At 46.9% G+C, this 16,034-nt stretch carries 16 protein-coding genes; 7 read left to right on the top strand and 9 right to left on the bottom strand.

Annotated features, from left to right (window positions below):
- Window positions 1–97: 97 nt before the first annotated feature.
- Together glgP and ylbJ are read right to left on the bottom strand one after the other, a co-directional pair.
- Window positions 98–2,653: an alpha-glucan family phosphorylase gene (gene glgP / locus PCH02S_RS11430; protein ID WP_127453030.1), complete on the bottom strand. Its 2,556-nt coding sequence runs from the start codon at window positions 2,651–2,653 to the stop codon at window positions 98–100.
- 64 nt (window positions 2,654–2,717) lie between these two features.
- Window positions 2,718–3,956 (bottom strand): sporulation integral membrane protein YlbJ, encoded by a 1,239-nt coding sequence (gene ylbJ, locus PCH02S_RS11425; RefSeq protein ID WP_127453028.1) that lies wholly within the window; start codon window positions 3,954–3,956, stop codon window positions 2,718–2,720.
- Window positions 3,957–4,233: 277 nt separating this feature from the next.
- On the opposite strand from ylbJ, the gene PCH02S_RS11420 reads away from it, so the two are divergent.
- Both PCH02S_RS11420 and PCH02S_RS11415 read left to right on the top strand, forming a co-directional pair.
- A complete protein-coding gene (locus tag PCH02S_RS11420) occupies window positions 4,234–4,626 on the top strand; it encodes a globin domain-containing protein (RefSeq protein WP_127453026.1) in 393 nt (130 codons plus the stop codon).
- A gap of 43 nt (window positions 4,627–4,669) precedes the next feature.
- Entirely contained in the window at window positions 4,670–5,371 is a 702-nt protein-coding gene (locus PCH02S_RS11415) for a DUF2225 domain-containing protein (RefSeq protein WP_127453024.1), read from the top strand.
- A 74-nt stretch (window positions 5,372–5,445) separates the two neighbouring features.
- Here PCH02S_RS11415 and PCH02S_RS11410 read toward each other — a convergent pair whose 3' ends face one another.
- The 3 genes from PCH02S_RS11410 to PCH02S_RS11400 are packed head-to-tail and all read right to left on the bottom strand — an operon-like array spanning window position 5,446 to window position 6,997.
- Window positions 5,446–6,552: a GGDEF domain-containing protein gene (locus PCH02S_RS11410; RefSeq protein WP_127453022.1), complete on the bottom strand. Its 1,107-nt coding sequence runs from the start codon at window positions 6,550–6,552 to the stop codon at window positions 5,446–5,448.
- Between the two features lie 31 nt (window positions 6,553–6,583).
- A complete protein-coding gene (locus PCH02S_RS11405; RefSeq protein WP_127453219.1) occupies window positions 6,584–6,826 on the bottom strand; it encodes a hypothetical protein in 243 nt (80 codons plus the stop codon).
- Between the two features lie 6 nt (window positions 6,827–6,832).
- The gene (locus PCH02S_RS11400) at window positions 6,833–6,997 is read right to left on the bottom strand and encodes a YycC family protein (protein WP_127453020.1); all 165 of its coding nucleotides are present in this window, start codon (window positions 6,995–6,997) and stop codon (window positions 6,833–6,835) included.
- A 148-nt stretch (window positions 6,998–7,145) separates the two neighbouring features.
- On the opposite strand from PCH02S_RS11400, the gene PCH02S_RS11395 reads away from it, so the two are divergent.
- On the top strand, window positions 7,146–8,960 hold the full coding sequence (locus PCH02S_RS11395; protein WP_127453217.1) for a M3 family oligoendopeptidase: 1,815 nt from the start codon (window positions 7,146–7,148) through the stop codon (window positions 8,958–8,960).
- Between the two features lie 75 nt (window positions 8,961–9,035).
- Here PCH02S_RS11395 and PCH02S_RS11390 read toward each other — a convergent pair whose 3' ends face one another.
- Window positions 9,036–10,106, bottom strand: coding sequence for a methyl-accepting chemotaxis protein (locus tag PCH02S_RS11390; protein WP_307719930.1), 1,071 nt, complete (start codon window positions 10,104–10,106; stop codon window positions 9,036–9,038).
- 466 nt (window positions 10,107–10,572) lie between these two features.
- On the opposite strand from PCH02S_RS11390, the gene PCH02S_RS11385 reads away from it, so the two are divergent.
- The gene (locus PCH02S_RS11385; RefSeq protein ID WP_127453016.1) at window positions 10,573–10,941 is read left to right on the top strand and encodes an O-methyltransferase; all 369 of its coding nucleotides are present in this window, start codon (window positions 10,573–10,575) and stop codon (window positions 10,939–10,941) included.
- A gap of 67 nt (window positions 10,942–11,008) precedes the next feature.
- Here the strand turns inward: PCH02S_RS11385 and PCH02S_RS11380 are convergent, their stop codons facing one another.
- A complete protein-coding gene (locus PCH02S_RS11380) occupies window positions 11,009–12,058 on the bottom strand; it encodes a FecCD family ABC transporter permease (RefSeq protein ID WP_127453014.1) in 1,050 nt (349 codons plus the stop codon).
- Window positions 12,055–13,077: a FecCD family ABC transporter permease gene (locus PCH02S_RS11375; RefSeq protein WP_174806769.1), complete on the bottom strand. Its 1,023-nt coding sequence runs from the start codon at window positions 13,075–13,077 to the stop codon at window positions 12,055–12,057. Before PCH02S_RS11375 ends, PCH02S_RS11380 begins: the two co-directional genes overlap by 4 nt.
- A 187-nt stretch (window positions 13,078–13,264) precedes the next feature.
- Between PCH02S_RS11375 and PCH02S_RS11370 the strand changes: the two genes are divergently transcribed.
- Window positions 13,265–14,260: an ABC transporter substrate-binding protein gene (locus PCH02S_RS11370; RefSeq protein ID WP_174806768.1), complete on the top strand. Its 996-nt coding sequence runs from the start codon at window positions 13,265–13,267 to the stop codon at window positions 14,258–14,260.
- 128 nt (window positions 14,261–14,388) lie between these two features.
- On the opposite strand, the gene PCH02S_RS11365 is transcribed toward PCH02S_RS11370, so the two are convergent.
- Window positions 14,389–14,625, bottom strand: a complete 237-nt coding sequence (locus tag PCH02S_RS11365) for an alpha/beta-type small acid-soluble spore protein (protein WP_127453012.1) — start codon at window positions 14,623–14,625, stop codon at window positions 14,389–14,391.
- Window positions 14,626–14,782: 157 nt separating this feature from the next.
- On the opposite strand from PCH02S_RS11365, the gene PCH02S_RS11360 reads away from it, so the two are divergent.
- Window positions 14,783–15,280, top strand: a complete 498-nt coding sequence (locus tag PCH02S_RS11360) for a hypothetical protein (RefSeq protein WP_127453011.1) — start codon at window positions 14,783–14,785, stop codon at window positions 15,278–15,280.
- 1 nt (window position 15,281) lies between these two features.
- Window positions 15,282–15,935 (top strand): ribonuclease H, encoded by a 654-nt coding sequence (rnhA, locus tag PCH02S_RS11355; RefSeq protein ID WP_127453009.1) that lies wholly within the window; start codon window positions 15,282–15,284, stop codon window positions 15,933–15,935.
- The last annotated feature ends 99 nt before the right edge of the window (window positions 15,936–16,034 follow it).

Raw genomic sequence — 16,034 nt, 5'->3', positions numbered from 1 at the left:
TGAACGCATACACATACCGTAAGTTCTCTTTTCATAATAATTTATAAAAGAAAATAAGAAAAGCCCCAAAAGGGGCTTAATAGAGGGATTCATACATTTATTGCCATGATAATGTGCTCGTTACAAGTGAAAGCTCAAAAGAATGGGCAAAATTTGTCGAAATAGGTCGAACGCGAATGGAGAAGTGCGGCCCATGGACGAGATGTCCGGGTATGCTTGCTTTATAGCTCTGCACATGCTCAATCAGTTCGCCTGATGACTCCATCGGGATGATTCTTTGTTCCCATTTTTCACCGTTGTCTTCGTAATAAATGATCTCTACCGCTGTATCCTGCGGCCAAATAGATCCGAAATAAATCTGCGCGCTCACTTCCTTAGTGGTTGGTTTGATTTCACTTAAGGGCACTTCCGTAGATAATTTGGCAGAGCGGTCATCGATCCCAATGATTTTTACTTGGTACCAGTTATTACGGATGAACAGCTTATAATCGGCAACCTTCGTCGCAACCTCATAATGATTAGCCACAAATAAGCGTGCTCGATCCGCTGTCGGCAAATAGGTTTCTTCCGTATAATCCTGTACCATGCGGTGTGTGTTATATATAGGGCTGAGCGATTGGATAGAGCGCTTCATCCGGCTAATCCATTGATGAGGGAGACTTCCTTGGTTGTAGTACAAGGGAATAATTTCTTTCTCCAGAATGTGATAAATGGACTGGGTATTTTCTTTCTCCTGCACAGCCCAATCGGCCGTACCTGTGGAACCAATCGCCCAACCGTTCGTTCCGTTGTAGCCTTCCTCCCACCAACCATCCAGCACGCTAAAATTAAGCACACCGTTCATTGCCGCTTTTTGCCCGCTAGTTCCGCTGGCTTCAAGGGGTCTTCGAGGGTTATTCAGCCAGACGTCTACACCCTGTACGAGATAACGAGCCATATTGATGTCATAATTTTCGAGCATCACGACTTTACCTTCGAATTCTTTCATTTTCGAAACACGGTAAATTTCACGGATAAGCTCTTGACCAGGATAATCGGCAGGGTGAGCTTTGCCGGCAAAAATGAACTGGACCGGCCGTTCAGGGTCATTAATTAATTTCTTAAGCCGGTACAAATCGTTAAAAATAAGATTAGCCCGCTTGTAGGTGGCAAATCGTCTCGCGAATCCGATGGTTAAAGCTTTTGGATTCAAATAATGTCTAACTTCTTCAATCCGCTGCTCGGATTCTCCATTGCGCCTGCGCTGCTCCATCAAATTCTGGCGAGCGAAGCTCACTAAATCATCTTTCAACTGCTGGTGCACTTTCCAGATGGATTCATCGGGGATGACCTCCACTTGCTGCCATTGGTGCTTGTTGGCTTGCTCTTCTCGCCATGTGCCGGGCAGGAAGCGGTCCAGCAGTTCTTTCCAGCTTGAAGCTGTCCACGTTTCCAAATGAACACCATTCGTAATGGAACCGATGGGGACTTCGCTAGCATCAATGTGTCCATGAAATTCTTTGAACATTTCACGGGAAACTTGCCCATGCAGCTTACTGACGCCATTGCGGAGTCCGGCCGTATTCATGGCCAAATGCGTCATATTAAATTGGCCTGTATGATGGTCAAGTCCGAGTGCTATAATCGCCTGCTTATGGCGTGACAGCTCGCTGAACAGCGGACCGAGATAATGCTCCACCATCCCGATCGAGAACGTGTCATGCCCCGCAGGAACGGGTGTATGTGTGGTAAAGACGGTAGCCGAGCGGACAGTTTCGACGGCCACATGAAAAGGCAGACCAAGATGCAGCAGATCTTTTAATCGCTCCAAAGTAAGGAAAGCTGCATGACCCTCGTTGATGTGGTACACATTGGGGTAAATGCCCAGCGCACGAAGCGCTTTGACGCCGCCAATGCCGAGCACGATTTCTTGCGCAATTCGTGTATCCTGATTCCCGCCGTATAGCTGTGCGGTCAGCTCTTTATCCGCGTGCTGATTGGCTGCATGATCGGCGTCGAGTAAATAAATCCGATTGCGTCCGACCTGCACCTGCCATATTTGCAAGGTGATGGCCCGGCCCGGCATGTCAATCGAAACAGTGAGAGGTGAGCCTTGGTGAAGAACCGGCGCAATCGGAAGTTTGGCAAAGTCATAATCGTATAAGTGGCTTTGTTGTCCGCCTGAAGCATCGATTTTTTGCGTGAAGTAGCCTTTTTTATAAAGAAGGCCAACACCAACTAAGGGAATGCCCAAGTCGCTGGCTGATTTCGCGTGGTCGCCTGCCAAAATGCCAAGACCTCCCGAATAGATCGGCAATGATTCATGGAAGCCGAATTCGGCGGAGAAATAGGCAACTTTGACGTAGCCTCGATCTCCATGTTTTTTTTGAAACCAGGTGGGTCCGTTTAAATAAGCGTCGAACCTGTCGATCACCTGTCGATACCGGTTTAGGAATTCCGCATTATGACTTAATTCATCAAGTTTAGCATCGTCCAATTCATATAGGAGACGAACGGGATTATGGCCGCTTTGAGCCCATTTGACAGGATCCATTTGTGCAAAAAGTTGCAGCGCATCATAGTTCCAGCTAAACCATAGATTAATGGCCAGCTCGGATAAACGTTCAATCGCAGTAGGCAACGTTTTGGCTACTCGGAGGACGGAGTTTTGCATACGGTATGTTCACTCCCTTTTATCATCATGATTGTAATTATCATTGTCATGGTAATTACCCCTATTATCTTGTTCCACCAACTTTTTCATACACGAGTCTAAGTAAGGAATATGCAGCAAAGAGCCCCGCAATGACTGTAAAAGCAGCCAAGATAACGGTTCCGCTCATAGGGAGCAGGAGCCTGAGATAGCTGAGTACGGGAGATGTTGGATCATACTGCGGCATGAAAACCGTTTTGGCGTCTCGGAAGACCTGCAAAGGCTCCCAAAAAATAATCACAATAGCTGCGGAAAGCAAGGCATGGATGAAACGGGAGATCAAAAAAGGCATATAGCGCAAGTTGGTATGACTTAACAGACTAACGATCTGAGCATGCACCGACAATCCTCCCCATGATAAAATGAACGCTCCAATGGCAACTTTGCTGGAAAGCGCCAGTGCAGCAGGAGCATTGCCAGCAGCTTTCGCCCCGATCGTCACCTCGAATAGACCGTTCATGACGGCTTGTGACAATTCAAGGGGAAGTCCTGTGAAGCGCAAGAGGGAATCGATGAGCATGTACATGGCATTCATGACCTTAGCTTGAGTTAAGACTTCCAAGGCAACGGAGAAGAAGACAACAAGTCCACCTACAACGAAAATTAAATTTACCGATTGAAGGACGGATTGGCTGAGAAGCGTACCGATGGATCTTCCGTCGGACATGCGGGCATCATGCATGGATTCAAAGGCGCGCTTCCAAATCCAGCCTTGGTTGGCGCTCTTTTGCTTGGTAGGGCGGCTCTTCTTGCCATGGAATCGCATCATCAATCCAATCATGAGAGAGCCTCCGTAGTGGGCTACAGCGAGAATGATAGCGAGTGAGGCGTCATGGAAGAAGCCTATCGAAACAGCTCCAATCAAAAAAATCGGATCGGAGCTTGTTGTAAATGCGACGAGCCGTTCGCCTTCCTCGCGGTTAACGAGCTTTTGGGTCCATAGCTGGCCCGTCAGTTTGGCGCCGACAGGATACCCGGCTGCGAAGCCCATAGCCACGACGAAGCCGCCGATGCCCGGGATACGGAAGACGGGGCGCATCATTGGATCCAGCAGTGTGCCGAAGAAGTGAACGATGCCGAAGCCAAGCATGATTTCGGAGATGACGAAGAAGGGAAAGAGTGCGGGAAACAGCACGTCCCACCAAATGGAAACACCGCGCAAGGCTGCTTGAAGTCCGGCATGAGGGAAGGCAAATAAGCATAGAATAATGGCAATAACAACAAAGGCCATAAGTAGCGCCGCGGTAAAGTTTCTTTTCTCCATGGAACTCTACACCTCCTCCTCAACTATATGAAGGAAATGGGACAGACATGCCGGCCTAAAAAACTTAGACTTTGGTACTGTTATGTAAATGTATTTATGGTAAAATAGGACTAGTAATAGTCTTATATCCTAGGCCGCGGGAGTGATTCAAATGACAAGTGTCATCGTCGGTTTGGTCGTTTGTATGTTCGTGTTTGTCATTCGAGAAACGCTTATGCATGCAGGGGATGAGGATGTAGAAAACTATTAAGTCATTACGAGCAGAGAGGTTCTCACCATGTCAGAGCAAGAACGCAATACGCTGTATGAATTGATGGGGGGAGCAGAGACGGTTCAACGGATTGTGGAAGCATTTTACCCTAGAGTGCTGAAGAATCCTTTGTTGGCGCCCCTGTTCCCTTCGGATATTGAACCCGTTATGGATAAACAATATATGTTTTTAAGCCAATTTTTTGGAGGTCCGACGCTGTATTCCGATGTCCATGGACACCCTATGATGAGAGGAAGGCATATGCCTTTTCCTATCACAGTGGAACGTGCAGACGCTTGGTTAGGCTGTATGGCAGGAGCTATGGAGGAAGTGGGTTTGCCGCAAGATCTACGGGAATTTTTGCTGCAACGCTTGAAAGGTTCCGCTTATCATTTTGTGAATACACCTGAAGAAGAATAGTTCTTCTTTCCTATACTTTCCAGAGAAGAGGCGGGGTTTCAAGATGGTTGAACCTTTGTATGAGATTTCAGTGAAATGTACGTATTGCGACAATTCCTTCAAATCCATGAAGGTTCGTCCAAGTTTCAAAAAAGCGAGCAAAACAGACGCGGATTTCTGCGTTCACTATAAGGGCATCAACCCTGATTACTATATCGTAAGGATTTGTCCTTACTGCGGTTATGCGCATACGGAAAACTTTTCGGATAAGTGGAAGTCAGCGCAACGTGAAGCCTTTCACGAGAAGATTGCGAAGAACTGGACGATGCGCAGCTTTGGCGGCGAACGAACTTGGGAGAGTACCCTGCAGGGTTACAAGCTGGCGCTGGTCAGCGCGCAAATTAAAGAGGAGAAATCCCGCGTTGTAGCAGGACTTCTTCACCACTTGGCGTGGCTATACAGATTCAAAGGCGATTGGGAGCAAGAGAAGCGATTCTTGACTTTTGCCTTGGAAGCGTATGTGCACGTATATGAAAATGAAGGCATGGAGCTCAACAATGCAAGGCTCATGTTTCTGATGGGGGAACTCAATCGCAGATTGGGCCGTTTCAATGACGCAGTCAAATGGTTTTCTCGCATCATTAACGACCGTAAAATCATGGACGCTGCGATGATTCGAGCAAGCCGCGAACAATGGATTGTAACTCGCGAGGATATGCTCGCCATCCGTATGGAACTGCCGGACGAAATGAAACAAGCTACTTAATAGCTCGCTTAAAAAATGAGATGAACGCTTGCCTATGTGATGTGGCGATTGCCTGAGTGCGATCCCTTGCATAGTTAAGCGTTCATTTTTTGATCAAGCACTTGGAGTTCCTTGTAGTGGGTGAACCGATTTTTTCCTTGGCGCTTGGATTCATAGAGGGCTTGATCGGCTTCATAGATCAATTGAGTTAATTCAGCCTGGGGCGATTTAGCGGTAGAAATGCCAATAGAAATTGTAATAGGTGTTGCGACGTTTTGGTTCTTGTGAAGGAACGATTGGGCAGCCATAAAGCATAGGCGTTGGGCGTATAAGCTAAGTTTAATCGGATCGGTTTCTGAACTGAGAAGAATGAACTCTTCCCCGCCGTATCTGGCAAGATAATCCTCTTCACGGATATGGTGCCGAAGGACATGGCTGATTTCTCTTAGGAGTTGATCACCTTCCAGATGCCCGAAAAGATCATTGTATTGTTTGAAATTATCCAAATCGATCATCATGATAGACATTTGCCTTCGATGGAGGGCATTGTTGGCAATGGGCATAAAACTGCGCAGATTAGGAAGTTTGGTTAAGCTGTCTTGGTTGGCTTGCAGCTCCATCTGGCGTTGTAAGCGCCAACTTTTATTTTCGTCATTGACCATAATAATGAGTGTAATGAAAGTAGCGGACATGATAGCCAGCATGAAAAGCTGATCACCGACATAAGGCCAGGCCAATCGGCTTATGAGCAATCCATGAATCAGGAGGCGCAAGAGAAAAACATACGTGCATATTTGGAGTCCGTGTCGAATAGGTATGTCCAAGAAACCATTGCGGTATTCTTTATTATGAAACAGGGAGCTTATCAGTGCAGGAGCGAGCAAATCTTGTGCGATGTTGAACCAGGCATGATTTTCATGTGAAATGAGGCTGAAGCCCGTCGGTAAGATGGTTGAAAGAAGGGCAATCGGCATGCCGTAACGCAAGCCGGCCATGAAGATTGGCAAGGAGCGTAAATCAATGAGACCGAGCGGCTCAGGCAGAGGTTCGAGCATCATGATGATACAAGCGAGACCGGTGAGCAAAGGCGCAAGAAGCTGCTCGAAGGAATCGGTCAGCATCTTGCTTCGTACTTTCATAGCCACGTAATTCAGTGTGACTAGCGTGCATGCACTTGTCAAAGGAACGAGATACTCATTCATAGGAACTCTTTCTACTCCTTGCGCTTGAAAGCTACGATTGTTTCGTTCGTATAGCGGTGTCCGCCAATAAATAATCGCGGTCTGTGTCAATGAGCGTCAGCTTGTTGTGACAGCAAGGAAACACAAGCAGCTTTTTTTTACCTTCGTGAATGGATTTCAATTCGTGGATTTTCAGCGGCAGCAGCACATTGGAGCTATGGCAAAACGGACATTCGGCCACATAAACGTCCTTCATTACAATGTCATAAGGCCAAGTGTTGGCAAAAGGAAACAACACAGCTTACTTCGATTCCGGTTCGCTATTTTCCGAAGTGGAAGATTTCGCGAGCTCTGCTAATTTTTGAAGTAAAATATGTTGTGGCATATGCATGAGATGTTCCAAAGGTACTTTAAGCTGCTCAGCCAATTTGACGGCTGTTTCTGGAGAAATTTGTAACGGTTTCATTATTGTTATCACACCATCCCGTTCCGATTTTTTTGCAGGAACTTTATTTTATTGAATCATACTTCTTACCTATAAGCAATGAGGAAGATTACGATGATTGCTCCTGATAGACCGTTTATGATTTAATGAAAGTAGGAAAGGAAAGGTGATGGCTTTGCTTCATTTACCTCTTAATCAAACGTGGAATTTAGAAACTTTTTTTCCTGGTGGAAGTGAGTCTCCTGCATTCGCAGCACATCTGAAGGAGCTTCAAGCTTCGATTGCGGCTTTCCAAGAGCAGGTGCGGAACACACCATCCCCACAGCAAGCAGCAGAAACGGATGGTCTTGCGAAGCTGGTTGAATTGTTCCAGAGTAATTTGAAAAATATTCACGAGGCTGATTCTTTTGTAGGCTGTCTGCTAGCCGATAATCAGAAGGATAAGAAAGCGCCTGTATTGAATGGACAGGTCAAAAGCTTATACGCTGAGCATCTGTCGTCACTCACACATTTTGACCAAGTGCTTACCGGTATTCCGGATGCGGTTTGGTCAGAGATTTTGAAGAAAGAGCCGTTCCAAGCGATCGCATTTCCGCTTCATGAACGTCGTGCCTTGGCACAAGAAAAGCTTTCACCGGAGCAAGAGGCATTAATCAATGATTTGGCCGTAGACGGCTATCACGGGTGGGGCGACTTGTATAATTCTACCGTAGGTCAATTCCGTATGCCTGTGGAGGTTGACGGTGAGACGGTTGAACTTTCCGCCGGCCAAGCGTTTAATAAGCTGCACACAGAGAACCGTGAGGAACGGCTTGCTTTGTTTGACAGTTGGGAAAAGGCCTGGACGGACAAGGAAGATTACTGCGCAGAAGCGCTGAACCATCTGGCCGGATTCCGCCTTCAAGTGTACAAATACAGAGGCTGGAACAGCATACATAAAGAACCGCTCGCGATTAATCGCATGGAAGAGAAGACGCTGAATGTCATGTGGGAAGTCATCGATCGCAATAAAGCGATCTTCGTCGAATATTTGAACCGAAAAGCGAAGCTGCTTGGCGTTGAGAAATTGGCGTGGGTGGATGTCGATGCACCGCTAGGCGACTCTTCGAAGAAAATTTCGTACGATGAAGGCGCAAGCCTCATTATTGAGCAGTTCGAGCGCTTTAGTCCGAAGCTAGCCGCCTTCTCGGAGCAAGCCTTCGAGAATCGCTGGATTGAAGCCGAGGACCGCGCTGGGAAACGTCCAGGGGGCTTCTGTACATCGTTCCCTGTCGCGGGAGAGACAAGGATCTTCATGACGTATGGCGGCACGCTGAACAACGTCTCAACGCTTGCGCATGAGCTTGGCCACGGCTACCATCAGCACGTTATGACGGATATGCCAGCCCTCGCGCAAGAGTACGCCATGAACGTGGCGGAAACCGCGTCTACGTTCGCGGAAATGATCGTTGCGGACGCTGTTGTGAAGAGCGCTTCAACCGATGAAGAGCGTATTATTTTGCTTGAAGATAAAATCCAGCGGGCGATTGCTTTCTTCATGAATATTCATGCGAGATTCATTTTTGAAACAAACTTCTACGCTGAGCGTCGTCAAGGACTCGTAAGTGTGGAGCGTCTGAATGAGCTGATGGTAGACGCGCAGAAGGTTGCCTACCAAGATGCGCTGAGCAGCTATCATCCGCATTTCTGGGCGGCCAAATTGCATTTCTATGCAACGGATGTGCCTTTCTACAACTTCCCATACACATTCGGCTATATGTTTAGCGCCGGTATTTATGCGAGAGCTGTGCAAGAAGGCGCGGCTTTCGAAGATAAGTATATCTCTCTGCTGAGAGATACGGGCAGCATGAACGTGGAAGAGCTTGCGCAGAAGCACCTTGGTGTCGATCTGACTGAGCCGGACTTCTGGCAAAGCGCTGTGGACATGGCGATTCAAGATGTGAAGGAATTCATGCGGCTGACAGAAGCGAAAGTTCAGGTTTAAAAAGAAAAAAAGGGATGTTCTGGAGGTAGATTGTATCTACCCCAGGGCATCCCTTTTGTGCGTATAAGATTAATCTTACAGCTTGAACACTTGAATGGTTTGCTGCAACTGTGTGACGACCCGCGTCATCTCCTCAGCCTGAGAGACAATGCCTTGGACGGTAGAGATTTGTTCGTTCATGGATGCCGAAACCTCCTGTGTTCCTGCAGCAGATTCCTCCGTGATTGCCGAGATGTTCTCCATGGCAGCAGCAATTTGCTCGGAGCTGACTAGCATTTGTTCGCTTTCTTCGGCAAAGCGGTTAATTTCTTCCGAGATAAAACCAACGCTATCGACAATCTGGGCGAAGACCGTTTCTGTTTGATCGATAAGTACGGTTTGCTTTCTAACGACATCTTCGTTGACTTGAATGCTGCGAATGGCTTCCTGGATGCCCTGCTCAATGCTCTTGACGAAGCCAAACACTTCACGAGTAAGGGACGTGGACTCCTCAGCAAGCTTGCGCACCTCTTGTGCGACGACTGCAAAACCTCGGCCGTGCTCGCCCGCTCTGGCGGCTTCAATGGAAGCGTTGAGCGACAGCAGGTTCGTTTGCTCAGCAATCTCCGAAATGGAGCGCGTTACATTCGTAATACCGGCCGCTTGACGAGCCAACATGTCAATGGTTTCGGAGACCTGCTGCGTGACTTCCACATTTCGCTTCATGCCGACGCCTTGGCTTTCAACGGAAGTACGCCCCTTCTCAACCAGCGTCATCATCTGATCGGAGCGATCTTTCATTTCCTTAGCGGATCCTGCGTAATTGACAATCTTCACTTCTATGTCTTTGGTCGTAATCGATACACCGGATACTTCTTCTGAAATTTGACCGGCACCGGCAGCCAGCTCATGGGCCGAAATGCTCACTTGTTCCAGGACCGTGCGAAAGTTTTCGTTCTTGGAGTAAATATCGCGGCTGGTTTGGAAAACTTGCTTGGATATGGAGCCTGTATCCCGAAGAATATCACGCAGTTTGTCGATCATTTTGTTGAAGGACTGGCCAAGTTGACCTAGTGTATCGTCGGACGTTACCGTTACCTTTTGAGAAAAGTCGCCTTTGGAGATGTTGAGTGCAATGCGGGACAGGTCGGCCACAGGTTCTGTCAATTGGTTTTCAAACCATCTAATGAAAGGGTAGCTTAACGCAAGGAGCAAAATCAGGAAAATAATTCCTAGTAAGCGATTCCATTCCGATGATATTGTAAGGACTAGCAGAAATACACAGTTTAAACCTATTAACCCGTAGCAGCCTAACTGTAATTTCTTTCTGAAAGATAAAGTTGACATTTTATCCAAATTGACCGACTCCCTTGCGAAATTTGTTATGTATGCAGGAATAATGGACTATGTTTGAAAATTATAACATTGAATCTGGAAATATTCTACACAAATTCGACAAATATCGTTCGGATTCGATGGATGCAAGTCGTATACATAAAGGGTGAATTAAGAATAGTAGAAATTTTAAGAATATTAAAATAAATTGTTGAAATTTGTAAATTATGTCGATATAATAGGTCTACAGTCGTAATTTACATAATAAGTAAAATTTAAAAACTTAAGGGGGAAGATGATGAGTTTAGATCAAATATCACTTGCAAGACAAATCGATTTGGTGTTTAGAAGGATTAAAGATGAGCTATCGCATGTAAGTTCAGGTACAGTGTTTGTGCACATCAGGAATAATGAAATTGGCAAATTTGGCGTGAAGCATCTCCCGTTCGAAAGCAAGGACGGCGTCCTTCCAGAAATTAAGGTCAAAGGCCTCACGGAGATTCAGTATCAATCTTTTCGTCAGATGGCGCTTGAGTCGTTGAAGCGTAAGAAAAGTTGGACACATGGAGAAATTTATTTTGATTTCACGGTTAGGCAAGGAATATTGTCGGCAAGTATTACGTTTGAAACTAATTATAATATGGCTAGCATGGCCAAGACGATTTAGCACTTATCCTATAATAGAAACACCCCCGGTCGCATGGATGACCGGGGGTGTTTGCTGTATTTGATTGTTAACCGCGATTTCTGCTGCGATACAAGACGTAGATAAACAATGGAGCTCCAATGGCAGCTGTGAACACGCCGGCTGGAATATCGAGCGGTTTGAATACGAATCGTCCCGCCAGATCGGCAAGAAGTAGGAGTAAGGAACCAGTTAACGCGGAAACGGGAATCAGCGATCCGAAGCTGGGTCCTACCAGCTTGCGGGCGATATGCGGAGCCATGAGACCGATGAAATTAATGGCTCCTCCGAATGCGACAGCGGCGCCAGATAGGGCCACGCTCAAGATGATGAGCAGAAAACGCTGGCGTTGTACGCTGCTGCCCACATTGCGGGCGATGTCTTCGCCTAAGGATTGGACCGTAATATGACGCGCATATAAGAAGATGATCGGGATCAGCACCGATACCCAAGGTAGAAGGGGGTAGACCGCCTTTTGCCAAGAGACGCCGTAGATGCTCCCAGTCATAAAGGTTAGCGATTGATTCGCAAGAATGATAGGTCCGGATATCATCATCAAATAAGAGAGCGCGCTCATCGCGGCTGTGAATCCTGTACCGATCAGGACAAGGCGAAGCGGGGTGATCCCATTTTTCCATGAGAGGAAGTAGACCAGCAAAGTAGCGATGAAGGCGCCGAGAATGGCGGCAACAGGCAGCCAGTGAATACTGATTTTATCCGAGAAAAAGAAGAAAAAGGAAACCGCTCCGAGTGTAGCTCCACCTGTCGAACCAATCGTATCCGGCGAAGTTAACGGGTTTCGCACAATTCCTTGCAGGATGGAACCGGCAACACCCAGGGATGCGCCGATTAACACAGCGACAATCACCCGAGGCAAACGCAAGGATCGGACAATCATGTTGCTGGGATCCGTCCCATAGCCGAAAACGGCACGTACCACCTCAACTGGCTTGATATAAATACTGCCGATTCCTGTGCTTAGGATCATGACAATTATGACTGCTAGAAGCAAGACCAGTGATACAAGGAGAGATTTCTTGCTGACTCTATAGGAAAAACCTTTGTTTCGAAACGTCATATGTCGATTGGAATGACTCATTTCAGCAGCCCCCCTTTGCGAGCGATGTAGATGAAGAAGGGAACTCCGAGAATGGCTGTCGTTACGCCAACATGAACTTCCTTCGGCATAACGATGAAACGGGCGATGACGTCAGCGCCAACGAGCAGGATGCCGCCTAGAATTGCACTGTAGGGAATGACCCAGCGATAATCGATGCCTACGAGGAAACGGACGATATGCGGGATGATGATTCCGACAAAAACAATCGGGCCTGCGACGGCGACGGAGCCCCCTGCCAATACGACGATAACGACTGCGGTAACGAATTTTACGTATATCGTGCGTTGTCCCAGCCCTTTGGCGACATCGTCCCCCATGGACAGGATGTTGATGTGCGGCGCAAGTAAAAACGCTCCTATCCAGGCAATTAAGATATAAGGATAGACCGATTGGAGCATGGCCATGGTTCTTCCTTCAACCGATCCAACAAGCCAGTAGAGGACTTGGTCAAACGCTTTACCATTTCCTAGCAAAATGCCTTGGGTAAGCGAAGCAAAAAAGGCCGTCATCGCTGAGCCCGCCAGCGTAATCTTCATCGGCGTTAAGCCATCTCTGCCCAAGGAGCCAAGCCCATAGACGAGGGCTGAACTCACAGCAGCACCCAAAAATGCGATCCATGTGAACTGTGTGAGACTAGATACATTGAAAAATCCAACAGACAATACGATGGCAAAGGCCGCACCTGAGTTAATGCCAAAAATACTCGGCGACGCAAGCGGATTTCGTGTCATTGCTTGCATAAGCGCCCCCGCAACAGCCAGGCTTCCGCCTACGAGTGCGGCGATTAACGCTCTGGGTATTCGAACGGTCTGAATAATGATGGATTCGTTCGAAGGCTTCATTAAATGGTCAAATGATTGCATGACCTGTGCCCAAGTATAGCTATGTAGACCGAATCTGACGCTGCAAACCATCATTCCGGCAAGCACGATAAGTGCCGCTAGCAGTCCAATACCTTTGTATAAGGGATATAGACGTTCGTTATTTGAAGAATTCATAGATAAGTGCCTGCTTCCTTATTAGGTGCTTCGTTTATTTTAAAGAGAAAGGCAGGGGAAGTCAACGATTTTGAGAATCATTATCAATTTCGATTGACAGAACCTGCGGAAGCGAGTACCATGTACGTTAGATAATGATAATCGTTATCACATCATTAATTGAAATGTGTGGAGGGAACATAGTAAGATGTTTGGGAAAAAAAGACAGCTAAAAAGAGCTTGGGCTCTTGTTGCCATTATGTTTGTAGTATCTATTGTTTTAGCCGCATGTGGTGAAAAGCCTAGCGCGCAGCCATCCGCATCTGCAGCACCGCAAGAATCCGCTAAGTCCGATGCTCCTCGTACGATTAAGCATGCGATGGGGGAAACCGCTGTACCTGCGCAGCCGAAGCGTGTAGTTATTTTGACGAATGAAGGAACAGAAGCCCTTATTGCTCTTGGAGTTAAACCGGTGGGTGCTGTTGAATCCTACTACGGAAATCCATGGTTTGATCATATCAAAGCCGATATGCAAGGTGTAACAACAGTTGGTGGAGAATCACAGCCAAACCTGGAGTTGATTGCATCCTTGAAACCGGATCTAATCATCGGCAACAAAATGCGTCATGAGAAAGTGTACGACCAACTTAAAGCGATTGCTCCAACGGTTTATTCGGAGACATTACGCGGTGAGTGGAAAAGTAACTTCGCCCTGTATGCTGAAGCGCTTAACAAGAAAGCAGAAGGCGACAAAATTATTGCAGACTTCGACAAACGCATTAACGATTTCAAAAGCAAAGCCGGCGATAAGCTAAAAGAGAAAATCGCTGTAGTTCGCTTCATGGGCGGTAAAACACGTTTCTACTATGGAAATATGTTCACTGGTGTTATTTTCAAACAAATTGGATTCCCGCGTTCAGATCCGAAAAGCGATGAGAAATCATTTGAGGATATTACCAAAGAGCGTTTGACGGAATTGGATGCTGCAGACCGCGTGTTCTACTTTACATATGAGCTTGGCGATGGTAAAGGAACGAAGCAGGAGCAGGAATGGATGAATGATCCGCTTTGGAAAAACCTCAAAGTTGTGAAAGAAAATAAATTGGTAAAAGTGAACGATGCGACATGGAATACAGCTGGCGGTGTGAAAGCAGCTAATCTCATGCTCGATGATCTGTACAAGATCTATGATGTAAAACCTTAAAAAAAAATGAGGGGACTGCTTCTTGCGAGCAGTCCTCTTTCGGTTCCCAGACGCAAAAAGGAGGACCTCCTTTCAGTAGCACAGCTACTTCAAGGAAAGCCCTCACTTGCTTAAGTATGGGAGAGATGTTATCTGCTAAATCTGTTAGCGCTGCCGCCTGCCAGCTGTTGTTCAGCAATTTGAACGAGGCGACGTGTGATGCTGCCCCCAATGGAGCCTGTATCACGGGACGTCATGTAGCCATAGTAACCGTCTTGAGGAATCTGGATACCTAGTTCTTGAGCAACTTCATATTTCATTTGATCCAAAGCTGCTGTAGCTTGTGGAACAACTAAAGAGTTGCTGCTGCGAGATTGTCCTGCCATCTGATATCACCTCCAGTAATAGGTAGTATAATCTCTTTTGTAAAATATACTCATCAAATTTAATGGAAATTTTCGGGAATTATTCGAGCGTTGGAAAAGCAGGATTGGACAGTCTTTGTTATAATAAGAAAAGCAATGGGAGAGCGGAGGCGAAATCATGTTTGAACTATCTGTAAAGGGCTGGTCCCTTGATAAAGACTTGCAAATCATACAGGCGGATGTCCGCATGGCTGTTGACGACAGCGTTATTATTGAAGAGCCGCTATGCGTCGATGTGGGGCTCCCTGCGCTGTTGTACAGTGCACTGAGCGATACGGAGCCGAATCGTTTTGCACCACCGGATCAATGGGAGCAAATGCCCTTTTTTGTTTGCGGCTGCGGAGACCCGGAGTGCAGGGGATTTTCATTTGTCGTGCATCATTTGCCGGAGGAGCAAATTCAGCTGATCTCGGTTGAAGAGCGAACAAACGGCACATACCGCGAGCTTGAGACCCACAACATACCATCTGATCACTACAGGAAAGAGGTTCTGGAGATCGGAGAAACCTATTTGGCATTCATCAAAGGGTTGGACTATCGACCCTATTTTGCAGATACGGTGAAAGTAGTTGAAGGGCTGGTACATCAATTACATCAACAACGACGGAGTGAATAGGATGGCAGCAGTAAAATATTATGTCGTTTGGGTGGGACATAAGCCAGGAATCTATCGATCATGGGCGGATTGTCAGGCGCAGACCAAAGGATTTCCGCAAGCGAGATTTAAATCATACGAGTCCGAAGCGGAGGCGCGTCAAGCTTTGGAGAAAGGCTGGCAGAAATCGCTGAATTTCGGTGGAAAGCCTGGCGCGACGTCATCTTCTGCTTCCGGCAATAAATCGGCTACCCCTGAAACAGCTCCGGAAGTGGACTATGACAGCCTGTCCGTGGATGTGGGTTGCTCCGGGAATCCGGGGATTGTGGAGTACAAGGGAGTCGATACGCGGACGGGGGAAATTCTTTTTTACCAAGGTCCCATTTCGAAGGGTACGAATAATTTGGGCGAATTCTTAGCAATCGTGCACGGTCTGGCTTATTTGCAAAAACAGGGAAGCAACAAAACCATTTATACCGATTCGGTCACGGCTCTAAGCTGGATTCGCAAAAAGGAAGTTTCGACCAATTTGGTTCGGGATGCTTCTACAGAAGAAATTTGGACGCTGGTTGACCGGGCGTTGAAGTGGCTTCGGACGAACAGCTACTCGAATAAGATCGTGAAATGGGACACGAAAAAGTGGGGAGAAATCAAGGCTGATTTTGGCAGAAAATAAACCCTTGCTTTTACATTGACGCGTCAGTACACTAAAGGGAGAATTTTGACGAAAAGTGTGATATGATAGATTCATTGTTTTTACAAAAGAATTGTAATC

It is taken from the genome of Paenibacillus chondroitinus NBRC 15376 (assembly GCF_004000765.1).
In the GTDB taxonomy this organism is placed as follows: Bacteria; Bacillota; Bacilli; order Paenibacillales; family NBRC-103111; genus Paenibacillus_E; species Paenibacillus_E chondroitinus.
Note: the sequence above shows the minus strand (reverse complement) of the source record. Positions and strands in the feature narration are given on the sequence as shown.